At 58.5% G+C, this 13,172-nt stretch carries 16 protein-coding genes and 1 tRNA gene; 2 read left to right on the top strand and 15 right to left on the bottom strand.

Annotated elements, in window-relative coordinates; translation table 11 throughout:
* Positions 1-80: 80 nt before the first annotated feature.
* Both H035_RS0103955 and H035_RS0103950 read left to right on the top strand, forming a co-directional pair.
* The gene (locus H035_RS0103955; protein WP_022947701.1) at positions 81-1,307 is read left to right on the top strand and encodes an MFS transporter; all 1,227 of its coding nucleotides are present in this window, start codon (positions 81-83) and stop codon (positions 1,305-1,307) included.
* Between the two features lie 78 nt (positions 1,308-1,385).
* Positions 1,386-2,402 carry a Gfo/Idh/MocA family protein gene (locus H035_RS0103950; protein WP_022947700.1) on the top strand — a complete coding sequence of 339 codons (1,017 nt, stop codon included), beginning with the start codon at positions 1,386-1,388 and terminating at the stop codon, positions 2,400-2,402.
* A gap of 947 nt (positions 2,403-3,349) precedes the next feature.
* On the opposite strand, the gene H035_RS18060 is transcribed toward H035_RS0103950, so the two are convergent.
* The 15 genes from H035_RS18060 to H035_RS0103870 all read right to left on the bottom strand — a co-directional run bounded on the left by H035_RS18060 (position 3,350) and on the right by H035_RS0103870 (position 13,169).
* A complete protein-coding gene (locus H035_RS18060; protein WP_161624002.1) occupies positions 3,350-3,649 on the bottom strand; it encodes a Mor transcription activator family protein in 300 nt (99 codons plus the stop codon).
* A gap of 103 nt (positions 3,650-3,752) precedes the next feature.
* Positions 3,753-4,454 (bottom strand): hypothetical protein, encoded by a 702-nt coding sequence (locus H035_RS0103940; protein WP_022947698.1) that lies wholly within the window; start codon positions 4,452-4,454, stop codon positions 3,753-3,755.
* A gap of 194 nt (positions 4,455-4,648) precedes the next feature.
* A complete protein-coding gene (locus tag H035_RS21955) occupies positions 4,649-4,810 on the bottom strand; it encodes a hypothetical protein (RefSeq protein ID WP_022947696.1) in 162 nt (53 codons plus the stop codon).
* A 55-nt stretch (positions 4,811-4,865) separates the two neighbouring features.
* Complete coding sequence (locus H035_RS18055; protein ID WP_022947695.1) at positions 4,866-5,372, bottom strand: hypothetical protein; 507 nt, start codon at positions 5,370-5,372, stop codon at positions 4,866-4,868.
* Positions 5,369-8,224, bottom strand: coding sequence for a DUF927 domain-containing protein (locus H035_RS0103920; RefSeq protein ID WP_022947694.1), 2,856 nt, complete (start codon positions 8,222-8,224; stop codon positions 5,369-5,371). The genes H035_RS18055 and H035_RS0103920 overlap by 4 nt, the downstream gene beginning before the upstream one ends.
* A gap of 91 nt (positions 8,225-8,315) precedes the next feature.
* Positions 8,316-8,576, bottom strand: a complete 261-nt coding sequence (locus H035_RS0103915) for a hypothetical protein (RefSeq protein WP_022947693.1) — start codon at positions 8,574-8,576, stop codon at positions 8,316-8,318.
* Complete coding sequence (locus tag H035_RS0103910) at positions 8,573-8,806, bottom strand: hypothetical protein (protein ID WP_022947692.1); 234 nt, start codon at positions 8,804-8,806, stop codon at positions 8,573-8,575. Before H035_RS0103910 ends, H035_RS0103915 begins: the two co-directional genes overlap by 4 nt.
* A complete protein-coding gene (locus tag H035_RS0103905) occupies positions 8,803-9,357 on the bottom strand; it encodes a hypothetical protein (protein WP_022947691.1) in 555 nt (184 codons plus the stop codon). Before H035_RS0103905 ends, H035_RS0103910 begins: the two co-directional genes overlap by 4 nt.
* Positions 9,358-9,625: 268 nt before the next feature.
* On the bottom strand, positions 9,626-9,991 hold the full coding sequence (locus H035_RS18050; RefSeq protein WP_022947690.1) for a DUF3486 family protein: 366 nt from the start codon (positions 9,989-9,991) through the stop codon (positions 9,626-9,628).
* Positions 9,991-10,206: a helix-turn-helix transcriptional regulator gene (locus H035_RS0103895; RefSeq protein WP_022947689.1), complete on the bottom strand. Its 216-nt coding sequence runs from the start codon at positions 10,204-10,206 to the stop codon at positions 9,991-9,993. The genes H035_RS18050 and H035_RS0103895 overlap by 1 nt, the downstream gene beginning before the upstream one ends.
* 107 nt (positions 10,207-10,313) lie before the next feature.
* On the bottom strand, positions 10,314-11,114 hold the full coding sequence (locus H035_RS0103890) for a hypothetical protein (protein WP_022947688.1): 801 nt from the start codon (positions 11,112-11,114) through the stop codon (positions 10,314-10,316).
* A 99-nt stretch (positions 11,115-11,213) separates the two neighbouring features.
* Positions 11,214-11,429, bottom strand: a complete 216-nt coding sequence (locus tag H035_RS0103885) for a type II toxin-antitoxin system HicB family antitoxin (protein WP_022947687.1) — start codon at positions 11,427-11,429, stop codon at positions 11,214-11,216.
* Positions 11,419-11,664 (bottom strand): type II toxin-antitoxin system HicA family toxin, encoded by a 246-nt coding sequence (locus tag H035_RS0103880; RefSeq protein ID WP_022947686.1) that lies wholly within the window; start codon positions 11,662-11,664, stop codon positions 11,419-11,421. The genes H035_RS0103885 and H035_RS0103880 overlap by 11 nt, the downstream gene beginning before the upstream one ends.
* Entirely contained in the window at positions 11,661-12,890 is a 1,230-nt protein-coding gene (locus H035_RS0103875) for a tyrosine-type recombinase/integrase (RefSeq protein ID WP_022947685.1), read from the bottom strand. Before H035_RS0103875 ends, H035_RS0103880 begins: the two co-directional genes overlap by 4 nt.
* Before the next feature lie 202 nt (positions 12,891-13,092).
* Positions 13,093-13,169: transfer RNA gene (locus H035_RS0103870), tRNA-Pro, on the bottom strand.
* Positions 13,170-13,172 lie beyond the last annotated feature (3 nt).

Genomic DNA, 13,172 nt, shown 5'->3' with positions numbered 1-13,172 from the left:
TGATCGTGTAATTGCTTGCAATCGGATAATATTGCCTGAAATTGGAACCGAATTTAACCGTCTTTAACCGATTCAATTCGATGCGGACTTCTTCCCAAATTTCCTGGGCCCTCTACGATTTTGCCAACTCGGCCTTTGCCACTACGGTGATGGCCGGTTTTTTCCCCCTGTTTTTCAAACAGTATTGGCACGGCGGCGGTGCCACCGAAAGCACCTTTCAATTGGGGCTTGCCAATGCCGCCGCCAGCGGCCTGATTCTAATCACCGCGCCGGTGCTCGGGGCCATCGCCGATCAGGGGCGCCTTCACAAAGCCTTTTTGACCTGTTTCGCCCTGCTCGGGATAGGTGCGACTTTTTTCCTCGCCCTCCTGGGGCCCGGCTTGGCCCTGGCCGCCTTGTGTCTCTACGGGGTGGGCTTGCTGGGATTTTCCGGCGCGAACATCTTTTACGACTCCCTCTTGATGGAAATCGCCCAGCCCGATGAATACGAGCGGGTCTCCAGTCTGGGATTCGCCCTCGGCTATCTGGGCGGCGGTCTGCTGTTCGCCTTCAATGTGTGGATGGTGATGAAGCCCGAATTTTTCGGCCTGGCCTCACCGGAACAAGCCATTCGCTTCTCTTTCGCCAGCGTGGCCGTCTGGTGGTTGCTCTTTTCCCTCCCCCTCCTTCTCCGCGTTCGGGAACGGCCGCTCGACCAACCCCGAAAGCAACTCATCCGCCGGGGATGGGGCCAATTCATCCAAACCCTGCGCAATATCCGCGCCCACCGCCCCGCCTTCCTTTTCCTGCTCGCCTACTGGTTCTATATCGACGGGGTGGATACCATCGTCCGGATGGCGGTGGACTACGGCTTGGGAATCGGCCTCGACTGGCAGGCATTGATCCTCGCCCTGCTTCTGGTTCAGTTCATCGGCTTTCCCGCCGCCATCGTTTTCGGCCAACTGGGTACCAAAATCGGCGCCAAGCGCGCCATTCTATTGGGTCTTTTGGTCTATATCGGCGTCACCGTATTCGCCGCCGGACTCGACAGCGCGGCCGAATTCTACTCTCTGGCGGTCATGATCGGCTTGGTGCAAGGCGGCGTTCAGGCCTTGAGCCGCGCCTGTTTCGCCCATTTGATTCCGAAGCAATACGCGGCGGAATTTTTCGGTTTCTACAACATGCTGGGCAAGTTCGCCGCCGTCATCGGGCCGGTTCTGGTCGGGGTCACCGGCTATTTGCTGCAAGACCCCCGCGCCGGCATCTTGAGCATTTTGATTCTATTCATAATCGGTGCCGGCTTACTGATGCGGGTGCCGGAAAAGTAACATGAATCCAAGTTTGTTTCTCCGATGCCCTTATGGCATGGTGATTCCCATTCATTTGGACCATTAGGGAACGCATTTATGTCTGAACAACGCAAGCTTCGCTGGGGGATCTTGGGTGCATCGCGGATGGCGGGCACCATGCTGCCTTTTTTAATCCAGGCAAGCAATGCTCGCTTGACCGCCATCGCCAGCCGCCGGCCGGGAGCGGCAACCGAGCTTTTGGCCAAGGCCGCTCCCCAGCTAATCAATGAGGTTAAAACCCTGGACGATCCCCACCGGCTTCTCCAAGATCCCGACGTGGAGGCGATCTATTTGCCCATGGCCAACGAGGAACACGGCCAGTGGGCCCTGCGCTGCCTGGAACACGGCAAACACGTGCTGGTGGAAAAACCCATGGCGCTTACCCTGGAAGACATCGAGGCCATTGCGCAAACCGCCCAAAGCCGCCGGCTCAAGGTCATGGAAGGCTTCATGTATCGCTTCCACCCGCAACATAGCCGGGTGCGTGAAATCATCGCCGCAGGCACCATCGGCGAGATTCGCACGGTACGCACCACCTTCTCCTTTCTGATGACCCCGCAGCGTCTGTACCGGGTTTCCCGCCCTGTCGAGCAAGGCGGCGGCGCCATGTGGGACATCGGCTGCTACGCCATTCACACCGCTCGCATGTTCTTCGATACGCCGCCCTTGAGGGCCTTCGCCCTGGCCAATTACAACGAACACGGCGCCGATATCGGCGACAGCGGGGTTTTCGACTTCGGCGAGGGGCGCTACGCCCAGTTCGACTTCAGCTTCCAACGCGCCCGGCGGGCCGAATACGAACTCATCGGCACCCGGGGCGGCATCAAATGCCACAACGTTTGGGCCAAGCCGGGGGACGTTCCGATCCTTTCCTGGTGGACCGAGGCCGGCAAGCAGTGCGAAGAGCGCCTACCGTCGGCGAATCATTTCCGCCTGGAGATCGAGCACTTTTCCGACTGCGTTCTGAACGACCGCTCCCCCGCGCTCGACATGGAAGACGCCCAGACTAATTGCCGCGCCATTACGGCAACCCTTGAATCCATTGGGGAGAAACGGGCCATCGAGCTGAGATAAACGAAAAAGGCGAGGTATAGGCCTCGCCTTTCTTGAATTGGTCGACGGCATCAACAAAACGGATTACTTAGATTATTGATATTTAATCAACAAATTTTCTTATAGAAAAGCCATGCCCCCAAACATGCCCCACTTTAATACGGTGCTACCCAATCATCGTTACTCTGGCGACACGCTGAGAAAGCCATACCCCCACGATACAAGGATGAGGTAGGCCAGGGTTCGGGTGGCTTGATGCTATCGAGGTAAAACGGGTAGCGGATGGCGGGGCCTCCCATCGGATAATCTCCGAAACCCCGCACGACGCTCCGATCTTACGACCGTGCTACGGCCGGGAGAATTTCACCGTGTCACATCCGCTTTGTCCATTATGACCCAGAAACGGGCAGTTGAGAACTCGATACGGTTCGTTTCCGGGGCAGTTTAAAAGCACTGCTGGCTCAGAAGCGTTAGCGGTTGATGCAGGAGGGGCGCACGCGGCTTTCATTATTAGACCCGGTTTCCGCATGGAGCTCAAATGCCACGAACGAAGTGTGATATAGGCTTGGGTGTTTAAGTAAGGTTAAATCAGACTTAAAGGCCGATTTCAGAAGGGGATGCAGAAACCCGAAATTACCCGGCAAATCCCACTTTTACCCGAAATATTTTAACCCTAAGCGGTATCCGGCTCTAATTAAGCCAAGGTGTTGTGGCAAAGTCTTCCGGCAGCCGATGAGGGTATACCTGGGGCCAAAGGTTCCGTCGGTGGTCAGGTGGCCACCGCTCAGCGCCCAAGAAGCGGCCAGGTGCCGCCTCAATTACCCCATCGCAATGGCGCCAGCCATGACCCGACCCTCTAACGCCCTAGGCGCACCACGCTATGAACGCAGCGGTGTGTGCCATGGCTGGCATAAAACCCCGCCCCGCCATCGGTCCAAAACGGTTTCGATATGAGCTCGATGCTCGGGTCAAGGCAAGCTTGATTGTCTCCGACCTTTCCGGTGATTATCAAGTATCTGGTATATGCGGGCGTGGGATAACCGGTATCTCCGCGAAAGATCGTCGATATTACGGCCGTTGAACTCGCGCATTATCTGCTCGTCCCGCAAGGCGGTGCGTATCGAAACGCCCATCGGGAAATACACTTGGCGACCGCCACACACATCCGAAACGGCTTCAACTGCCTCCTTGGCTATATCGAAAGCCTTTTCGGAATCCAACCCTTTGCGCTCCAGCCGCGAAACCAAGTGGTCGAGCAATTCCTTCAACCGGCTCGGCCAATACGGTAAGCGTTCCGTCATTCTTCAAATACCTGGATGTTAATATCAATCCTTTGATTTTAAGCAAATGGCCATCCATGGCCTGGTTGAATCATTTGAAATTCGCCAGATCAATACCGGAATCCGTCAAGCGGCCGATCACTCGATCCGCGCCATTCCCGGACAAGTGCCACTCCACGCTTGCGGCATCGAAAAAGCCAACCTCAGCGCCGTCGAGCGCATTTTGTCTAATCGAGGGTAGACCAAAATGCGGGAGCCCCGTAGGCCATGGAACCACGGGAACCTTGAGACCGATGCGAAGTTCGTTCGACGCTGCCGCAAGCCGGGAAATCGTGAGGTACTTATCAGCCAAAGCGCGGCCGGCCTTGATGTAATCCGCGCCCGCTTTATCAAACTCGGCTTCAAAATACTCCCGAAGCAGCGGCCCTGCCTCGGCTTCGAGTTTGTCGAGACGCTTCTTTTCGGCATCGAGCACGCGGGTCAACCCGTTAATCGCTTCTCGTGCCCTGGCAACCTTAGGTGCTTCCGCCTTCCTTTGCGCCTCGATATCGATTTCGGCTTCCTGAATTTCCTTATCGATGGAATCCACTTGCTTTTGGGTCGCTTCGCCCAGGGAAACCGCCGCAAGCACATCCTCACGCGCCTCCTTCAGCCGGCGGAGTTCGGCCATATCCGGTTCGGCGTTCTCGATGATTCGCCGGTTTTCCTCGATCGCCGCTTGGGTCTGTTTAATCCGATTCCGAGTTTGCTCAAGCAATTCCTGGTGGCTTTGCAGGTCTTTGATGGTCGTCATGTTGCTTTACCTCAAGTGGGTTTTTGCGAAATATCCCCATGCCCTTTTGCAGGGGGCGGTATGTCGATCCACGTGGTGGACCAATTTCATGTCTCGCCGCCGCCACGCCAATTCCCTCAGGGGAAGGCCGCAGCGGTCGCAATAGACAAGCTTTCGAAATTCATGCTTATCGGCCTCGAAAATCTCACGGGTTTTCAATGCACTCGCTCCATATCCATGCCGACAAATTCGGCGCGCGCCGTCCGCATGGCTTTCCGGAACGCTCGATAAGCATTGGAATCGTTCAAAATATCCGTCACGCAATCCCGGCAAACACAGAAACCCGCCTCATAGTGGATGAGTTCGTTATCATGCATTTCCCGGCACCAGCAACAAAAGCCAGTTACTCCAGCGCTTTTGGATAATGCCGATTCAAGCCTTTTCTCGTTCATGGCGCTCACATTTGGGTTTGAAGTGGTCACAGAATCTTTCCCGCCCCGGGATCGACGCCGGCGCGCCGCATTGGTGGGCGCCGGTGTCGGTCCGGCCACACGTTGGGCAGAGGCTTATGGCGGTGTTCGGGTCCGGTGGCGCCTGTTCCGGCCGCATGCCGTATTCGGCCGCGCACCTCAGCCAGCGATCCAACGCCCCGGCGTCGGTGGCGGCCTGGTGGCACACAAGGGCCCGGTCTGCCGGGTCGTGCTCCTCGATGGCGTCGAGCCACGTTTCCAGCGTCCAGCGGATCCGCCAGGGCAGCGATTCATCCGGGCCCGAATTGGCGGATTCCAGTTCGGCGATGATTTCCCGCTTGTGGGCCTGGAGGTAGGCACGCTGATCATCGGTGAGTTTGCTTACCGGGCTCACCATCACCCTGCCGTCGATAATCGCCAGATCGAAACCGGCATTCTTCATTTTCTGGATGGCCTGGGCGGTATTCATGGCTCTCCCCAATCGTCATTAAAGTGACGTTTTCCACCGCCGGAAAAATCCGACTTGCCATTTTTCATGGTGGAAACGGTGGAAACGGTGGAAAGACCGCGTCCCGCCTTGGGTCTGGATCTTCCACCGTGACTTCCCCCAATGGTGGAAACGGTGGAAGAAGCAGGGCCGCACATTTCCGATTTCCCCCATTCTTCCACCGTTTCCACCATTTCCCCCATGGACGGTGGAAGACCTTGAGCCCGCTCTGGCTCTGGCGTTTCCACCGTTTCCACCGTTTCCACCGTCAAAATCGAGGAACGAATACTGAAAACGCGGACACGATCCCTACCGACACCGATCCGATTCCCGGTTCGGTCTGCCCGTTCCTTCTTCAACACCTCCAGCTGGTCCAACAGATCAAGGGTGGCCTTCTGGTTGGCACCGGCCAAGGCCTCCTTGAACGCTTCCCGGGTGAAGTGATAGCAATCGCCTCGAAACCAGCCGGCGCGCTCCTTGGGAGGGTCGTTGTCCTCGCGTTCGAACCTTGCTTCATGCCGTAGGATGAATGCCTGAAGATTCACAATCCCCCGTTCCCCTTCGGTGGCGGCGGAATGTCCGGACTGCCAGGTTCGATAGGCCAAGCGCGCGGCCTCGATGGCTTGGCCAGGCCTCCAAGGCAGAAGGCCATGCTTAATGGCCAGCTCGCCGGCACAGGCGGCCAGGGCGAAGCGTTTTCGGACGCGCACCGCCTCCGGGGTGGCCGCGGGACCAATGGCCTCGGGGTCGAAACCGCGCCAGGCTTCGGCCATTTTTTCCGTAGTGACGGACTCAATAAACCGGGGGCCGGCATGGCCGAAATGGTGGGCGAATGCCTGTTTCAGATGATCGACCTCCCCACCATCGCGGAACAGGGGTGCGCCATCGATGGGGACATCCGCCAAGCGCACCAGCTGCCCGCCACGCACCTGCCGGCCTTCCTGGGCGGCGTATTCGGCGGCGGGCAGTTCGCCGGCGCTGAGAATCAGCACGCGCCAGGATTTGGCGCGCCGTAAACCACCTCCGACATTGGCGCGCCGGCGTCCGGAACCGGACATGATGCGGTAAATGGTGCGGCCGAAATCCCGGGTTTCCGATTCGCCGATCTCATCGACGATCAGCGGCAAATCGTTGAAGCATTCGGCGGTGGCTTCCAGTCCGTTATCGGTGGCGTTCCATCTTTGAATATAGGCGGCCGCGCCGCCGGCTTGCTGAGGGTCCGCGCTGTTGCCCCAAACGCTGGCGGCGGCTTGCAATAAGGTGGTCTTGCCCCGACTGGTGTTGCCGTGGAAGTGAAAACCGCCGGCCTCCACTTCGACCAGGTGACGCATGGGGGCGGCCAGGGCGGCGCAAACGGCAAAACGCACCAGGGAAGGGGCCTCGGCCACTGCCCATTGCCAGGCGTCGAACGTACCGCCGCGGCAAAAGGCATCGGCGGCGGTGTGCTGGTCGTGGGGTTGGTAGACGATCCGCTCCCCCTCGGGCGCCTTCAGGGTTCGATCCGGCAGCACGAAGGCCTGCCCGTGCCAACCGGTGACGGTGGCGGCGGTCAGGCGATCCTTAGGCGCGAAGGCCACCAGATATTGAAGTAAGGGGGTTTCCTTTCCGGAGACGATGGGAAGCCCACCCTCGGCCAGCAGTTGGGCGATTTCCCGGCCGCCGGTATGAAACATACTGGCGGGGATGGCGCGCTCATGTCGGTGGCCGTCGTGGTCCTCCCAAACCACCAGCCGCCCCCAGGATTCGCGCCTGCCGTCGCGGCTCAAGGCCTCCACCCAGATCGGCCGATGGGCCAGGGGTTGGGGTTCGCCCTCGTCCCGAAGACGGAATACACCCCGGCGGTTGAGTAGGTGGCCGAAGGGGGCGGGGGGAATCCCCACTGCTTGCGCCACAGCCCCCTGTATTTGGGTTTTGACCGTCTCCAGTCCGGCGATTCCAGCCAGGTCGTTGAAATCCGTCGGCCTGGTGTCGGTATCCACCGCGCTGAAATCCGGCACACACCACGCCGCGCCAACGGCATCGGCGGCCCCTCGCGCCTTGGCGGCGCCCGGGTTGCCCTCGGTCCACTGGTCGTTGTCGCCGGCAATGACGATACCCGCCTTGGGGTATTGCTTCCGCAGGGCCTCGGCCACCGGTTTAAGATTCCCCGCGTCGAAGGCGGCAAAGGTCGGTAGACCGGTCGCCTCGTGGAGGCTGGCGGCGGTGGCGAAGCCTTCACAGATCACGATGCACTCGGGGGATTCCGGCAAGATGAGCGGTATGGGGAAGAAACCGCCGCGCTTTTTCCCGCCAGGGAGAAAACGTTTGTCCCCCTCACCGGTGATGGTTTGCAGCGTCCAGAGGGTGCCCCCGGCATCGATGCCCGGTATCACTAGCTTATCGCCGTCCATCTTCGCGCCGTTTGGCCTGATCCGCTTCCGTTCCAGATAGGGATGATCGGCTTCGGCGGGTTTGGCTTCCCGCCATCGGTTCGATGCCCGGACGCTGACATCGGATTGCCGGCGTTCAATTTCCTGTTGCCGTTGTCGCTGGATTTCATTCAACCGATTGGCGTGGGCGCGGCGTTCCTCCTGGTTCATTTCGGCGCGGTCCTTGGCGCACCAGCTTTGTGTGATGCCAGCGCGCCAGCAGCCGAAGGCGCCGGCCGGAATGCCATCCAGATGGAGCACATACCAGCCGGCGTCATCGTCCCGCTTGCCGGTGGTGGGAAAACGGTGAATCCGGCCGTCCGCATTAACTTGTTCCGGTGCGGGCAAGCCCGAATCCAGGATGGCGCGGCGGAATCGTTCGGGCGTATCGGGGGATAATGGGTTAAAATATTCAGTGTTGGTCATGGCTTGGTCTCCGTGATCGCGTCTGGCTCTATCTTGGAACAAAGCCCCATCCTTTGGGCAGGGATGGGGCTTTTCATTTGCCTGGGGCCCGCTATGCCGGGGTTTCCCACGCCGCTTCCAGCATCAGGCGGATATCCGCCAGCTCTCGCAGGATGGCATCGGATGCCCAGGCAACCATCCGCGCTTCCAAGTGGGTTTGCTGAAACTCCGCCAAGCCGGCGACATCGTGCAGCAACCTAGTAATCTCATCGGCCCGGTTCAAGGTTTCTTCCAGACTGAATTGAACCTCGTTGACGGGATAGCGGCTCCTGGCCAGCTTCAAAAGGAGTTCATCGTTCAACGGTTGTCTCATTGCGCCATGCCCTCCGCGCGAGTGTGATTTTCCGCGCCTCCTCTTAGCTCGGCGGCCAAGTGCAAGACCAGGTTCCGCCGGGAATCGCTGAGCAACCGCCGCGCTTCGCCGGCGTTGCCATGATCGAATCCTGATAACTGGTCATCGATCTCCTGGAGGGAGATGAGTGCATTTTTGAGCGTATCCAGGCGACTCAAGTAATCGTTCGATGCTTGTTCCAGGCACATCATGCTTCACCTCCCGCCCGCATGGCTGCTTGTGCCTCTTTCATAGCCATGGCGGCCAAGCGCAGCAGCTCCACGACGGTTTTGACCGATCCATGCCGCGCCTGGGGGTACAGATCTAATTCGGCGGCCATACCCCGGGCATCGTTGGCGAAATGGTGCAACTCGCTCAGTAGTTCCCCGATTTGTGCATCGTCCAGGTCGCGTGATCCGCGAACTACGCCGATGCCGTTACAGGTAACGCAGGTGGTAGGGGTGGTATGGTCTCGCGCGGTGGTCGCCGACTTCAACGGAGACGGAACTTCCCGCCCGTCGCGGGTCAGCCAGGGGTATTCATCGCCGTAGTAACCGGCTCCGGTCTGGTCGCACTCGATGAAGCCTTGGCGGTCGTGGGCCTCGAACTCACGTTTCGCTTGTTCGAAGGTCAGGCCGCTAATGATCGCCAATGGGCCACCGGGATAGGCCGCTCCGGTCGAGTCGTAGCCGCGATAATAGGTGAATGTTAATTGGGTGGTGATGGTGGTGCGCGCGGTGGCGCGGGTGGTGGGATTCGGCATGGTTGCCTCCACTGATTTTGAGTTTTCAGGATGGCCACCAGTAGGGTGGCCGGGTCTCACTCTCGGTTCAGTGGAACCGCCGCCATTATTCCCGTCGGAACGGTCTTGTATTCCTGGCTGTCGACCCGACCGTAAAAACTGGCCGGTAAAATTTCCGGTAGGCAACAAAAAACCGCCTGACGGGGCGGGGTGGCCGCCACTGATTTTGAGAGTCCTTTCAGCATACCCCCGCCCCGGTTCTTGTGTCAACGTACGGTGGTTCATTTGGTCACCGCCCCCCCCCCTTTCCCTGGGGTTCATGACCAGGCCAGGCGGCTATCAGCTCTTCTTCCAGGTGCTTGATTTCGGCATCGATGGCACGCCGGTGGATAAGCAGGGCGCCAAAACGCTGGAGTTTTCGAATGTACTCCGGGGCCGTGACTCGGTTAGGGTCGGGGAAATCAGGCAACAGATTCCGAAATCCGGATCGAAGATCAAGGCAGTACCGGTTTACGGTGTTCTTTGAAACCTTGAAGCCCTGGTTGTTCAGCCAGTCACACAACTCAAGATCGCTGTATTGCTTGCTTAAGATGCGTTCATCCAGCTCCGTCAAGACTTCATCGGGAATACTGTCGAATATTCGCTTCCTTGCCATTACGCTGCCCCTTCCATCCTTTGGGTGGCGGCCTGTTTGTCAAGCCATGCCTCCAAGTCCGAGAGACGCCAACCGGAGACACGCGGCCCCAGTTTGACACGCCTCGGGAATCCCTGAAGATCACGCTCCCAGCGGTAAACGGTGGATAGCGCCACCCCCAAAAAGGCGGCGGCATCTTTGGGGCGGAAGATTGCGCTGCTGTGGGTCGTAGTCATGCTGCCTTGATCCTGTAAAGGTGGACACAGGCAGTCATGATAAACAGCGGGAATAATGTTGTCGGTGGGCGTTCTGCCTTCTCAGAAGGGGAGAACAGCCCGGTTGATTACCTTTTTCTGAGCCAACCCCTTACCGTTTCTGCCGTTACGGCTTGATCGGTATCGGGATTGATGTCGGGATATTTAATATTCACGCAGGCGGCAATAACGGCACTGGGAACGGTGCCATAGAAAGGCTTGAGACGCCCTGCCAAGTGGCGCCCAAAGGCGCGTAAATTCACGCACCGGGCATTAGCTCGCCCAGTGTTAGGGCGGGGTTCACGTTTTGGCTCGTCAGCTTTTTCGTCGGCGTAGTTGGCCAGCCGGCGAAGGATGGGGGGCAATTTCTGGGGTCTGAGAAATGACAGGAAGCTCAAGAATAGATCGGCACTCATTTCTTGATGTTCATCCAAAAACTGCATCGCTTCCGGAATCACTCTTAGGATATTGGCCGCCGATTCTTCGTCGAATAGATCGGTCGCCGATGGCCAATGCGGTACCAGGGATTTTTCCAATAAATCGGCCAATTCCCTGGCCTTTGCAGCCACGTCATTGGCATGTATCAGACGTTCTTCTGATGGCGTTCTGTCCCAGTCGGTTAGATCTTGGAATGTTGCGACACAATGCAATAGGAATACCAGATTGGCTTCCGATTCTTCGCAAGGAGCTACGTTTTCTGGAGGCTCAAAGATATAATTACAAAAATCGGCGACCCTCTTCCCACCATGCCCCGCTCCACCTCTTACCCATTCAGAAATCTTCTTTTGATCGTCGCCCGGTTTTATCAGACGGTTACAAAATTCAATTTGATCGGGCAATGTAACCAGAGACGACAAATACCAATCGATAAACGGCTTCTTCTTTTCCACTCGCGCACCTCGACGCATACCTCAACGATGGGGCGCCGGTGCAGGCCGGGTGAGGTGGCCCAGCTTTTCGGGAGCTACCCTAGCGCCGGCGGAACTCAGTTAAGCTGCTTTCTGGGGTTGGGCTTTGGGCTTGGGGACGGTGCGCCCCATGTTCCGGCAGGCTTCCAACCAGGATTCAATAGCGTCCTCCATTTCCCGCATTGCCTCGGTGGGAGTGTCGCCGAAAGCTGAGCACCCGGGCAAATCCGGGGCAACTGCGATATAACCGCCATCCTCCTCGGACCAGAATACTTCGATCAGGTACTTATGTTTCATTGCCGTACTTCTCCATCATCTCGATCAACTGCTTGGCCTGGTATGGGGCAATGTGTCCGTTGCGATTTTGGAAGTTGAGCAGCACCGACTCATCCGGGCGGCCATAGGTACAATGGGAACCGCGTCCACCCTTGCGGGCAAAGCCCAGCATTTCAGCCACCTTGCAAGCATCCTCGAAGCGCACCGCCCTGGGATTGCGACGGATAGCCGCCATCAGCTTTTCCCTACGGGTCATGCCTTTACCTGCCGGATCGGCACCACATTGCCCCCAGCCCTCAGGCCGTCCAAATAATCGGCCCAAGCCTGCAACATCTCCCGGCGCTGTTCCAGGAAGCGGGTGCGATTGTAGGCGCGCCCCAGGGTATCGGGAACGGCGTGGGCCAGCTGGTGTTCGATCACTTCCGGCCGATAACCCAGTTGTTCATGTAACAACGTGCGGGCGGTGGCGCGCCAACCGTGGCCGGTAAGTTCGTTCCTGGTATCGATCCCAAGACGCTTATAGGCGGCGTTGATGGCGGCCTCGGACAAGGGCTTGAGGGGAGAACGGCCGCCGGGGAACACCCACCCGCCGACCAAGTGGCCGGTCAGTGGGCGTATTTCCTCGATCAGCTCCACAGCCTGGCCGGACAGGGGAACCAGGTGTTCGGTTCCGGTCTTGCTGGTGGTGTAACGCCATTCGGCTGCTTCCATGTCCAGGTCCTCCCATTTCATGGTACGCAGCTCGCCCGGACGGACGAACACCAAAGGCAGCAAGCGGATGGCCACGCTAACCACCGGGCTACCGCTGAAAGCGTCTATCACGCGCAACAGATCCCCCACCCTGACCGGATCGGTCGGCGCGGCCATGTGGCGGGTCTTGACCGGCGGCAATGCCCCCTTCAAGGCTGGCGTGGGATCGGCGAACACCACCCCGACCGCCATACCGTACCGGAATACCTGGCCGATTACTTGAATGCAGCGATGGGCGGTTTCCAGAGCGCCACGCTTTTCATGGATGCGCGCCACCGCCAGGATGTCGGGGGCGCTGATGTCGGTGAGTGGCCGGCGGCCGATATAGGGGAAAACGCATCGATCCAACATGCCCCAGGTACGCTTTCGGTGGGATTCGCTCTTGTTGTCCAGATGGCGTTCTTTCCAGTCGCGGGCCACGGCTTCGAAGCTGTTGGCGGCCAATGCTGCTTGTTTCTGCTTTTCCATCTGGCGGGCTTGGCTAGGATCGATGCCGGCATCCAGCAGCTTTCGCGCCTCGTCTCGTTTCTGCCGGGCCTCCTTCAGGGAAACATCGGGCCACGATCCCAGGGACAAGCGGTTTTCCTTGCCGGTACCAGGCCTCCGGTAACGAAACCGCCATTTCTTACTGTCGCTGGGTAAAACCTCCAGATACAACCCCTTTTCATCGTATACCTTATAGGACTTGTCCCTTGGTTTGGCGTTTTTGATCTCGGCAACGGTCAGTGCCATGGGTAGCCTCTCGCGAATGGTTACCGATTCGATTCCTCAAAACAGTATGCCCCACCCTTACCCCAATATGCCCCCAAATCTGCCCCACTTTTGTGGGGGCAAGTGTGGGTCGTAGTGAAACGTCATGAGAATAAGACTACCACAAAAAAGCCCGCTGGAATGCGGGCTATGAGACGTTCTGAAATTTCATGAGAAGTCTATTTGGTCGGGACGGCAGGATTTGAACCTGCGACCCCCACAACCCCATTGTGGTGCGCTACCAAACTGCGCTACGCCCCGGAT

The sequence above is a fragment of the Methylohalobius crimeensis 10Ki genome (assembly GCF_000421465.1).
Lineage (GTDB): Bacteria > Pseudomonadota > Gammaproteobacteria > Methylococcales > Methylothermaceae > Methylohalobius > Methylohalobius crimeensis.
Note: the sequence above shows the minus strand (reverse complement) of the source record. Positions and strands in the feature narration are given on the sequence as shown.

Excerpts from the sequence above, each read along its gene's own strand:
- H035_RS21955 (WP_022947696.1), bottom strand. The coding sequence starts at position 4,810 with ATGCATGATAACGAACTCATCCACTATGAGGCGGGTTTCTGTGTTTGC.
- H035_RS0103905 (WP_022947691.1), bottom strand. The coding sequence starts at position 9,357 with ATGCCGAATCCCACCACCCGCGCCACCGCGCGCACCACCATCACCACC.
- H035_RS0103910 (WP_022947692.1), bottom strand. The coding sequence starts at position 8,806 with ATGATGTGCCTGGAACAAGCATCGAACGATTACTTGAGTCGCCTGGAT.
- H035_RS0103950 (WP_022947700.1), top strand. The coding sequence starts at position 1,386 with ATGTCTGAACAACGCAAGCTTCGCTGGGGGATCTTGGGTGCATCGCGG.
- H035_RS0103920 (WP_022947694.1), bottom strand. The coding sequence starts at position 8,224 with ATGACCAACACTGAATATTTTAACCCATTATCCCCCGATACGCCCGAA.
- H035_RS18050 (WP_022947690.1), bottom strand. The coding sequence starts at position 9,991 with ATGGCAAGGAAGCGAATATTCGACAGTATTCCCGATGAAGTCTTGACG.
- H035_RS0103880 (WP_022947686.1), bottom strand. The coding sequence starts at position 11,664 with ATGACCCGTAGGGAAAAGCTGATGGCGGCTATCCGTCGCAATCCCAGG.
- H035_RS0103875 (WP_022947685.1), bottom strand. The coding sequence starts at position 12,890 with ATGGCACTGACCGTTGCCGAGATCAAAAACGCCAAACCAAGGGACAAG.
- H035_RS0103955 (WP_022947701.1), top strand. The coding sequence starts at position 81 with ATGCGGACTTCTTCCCAAATTTCCTGGGCCCTCTACGATTTTGCCAAC.
- H035_RS0103915 (WP_022947693.1), bottom strand. The coding sequence starts at position 8,576 with ATGAGACAACCGTTGAACGATGAACTCCTTTTGAAGCTGGCCAGGAGC.
- H035_RS18055 (WP_022947695.1), bottom strand. The coding sequence starts at position 5,372 with ATGAATACCGCCCAGGCCATCCAGAAAATGAAGAATGCCGGTTTCGAT.
- H035_RS0103895 (WP_022947689.1), bottom strand. The coding sequence starts at position 10,206 with ATGACTACGACCCACAGCAGCGCAATCTTCCGCCCCAAAGATGCCGCC.
- H035_RS0103885 (WP_022947687.1), bottom strand. The coding sequence starts at position 11,429 with ATGAAACATAAGTACCTGATCGAAGTATTCTGGTCCGAGGAGGATGGC.
- H035_RS0103940 (WP_022947698.1), bottom strand. The coding sequence starts at position 4,454 with ATGACGACCATCAAAGACCTGCAAAGCCACCAGGAATTGCTTGAGCAA.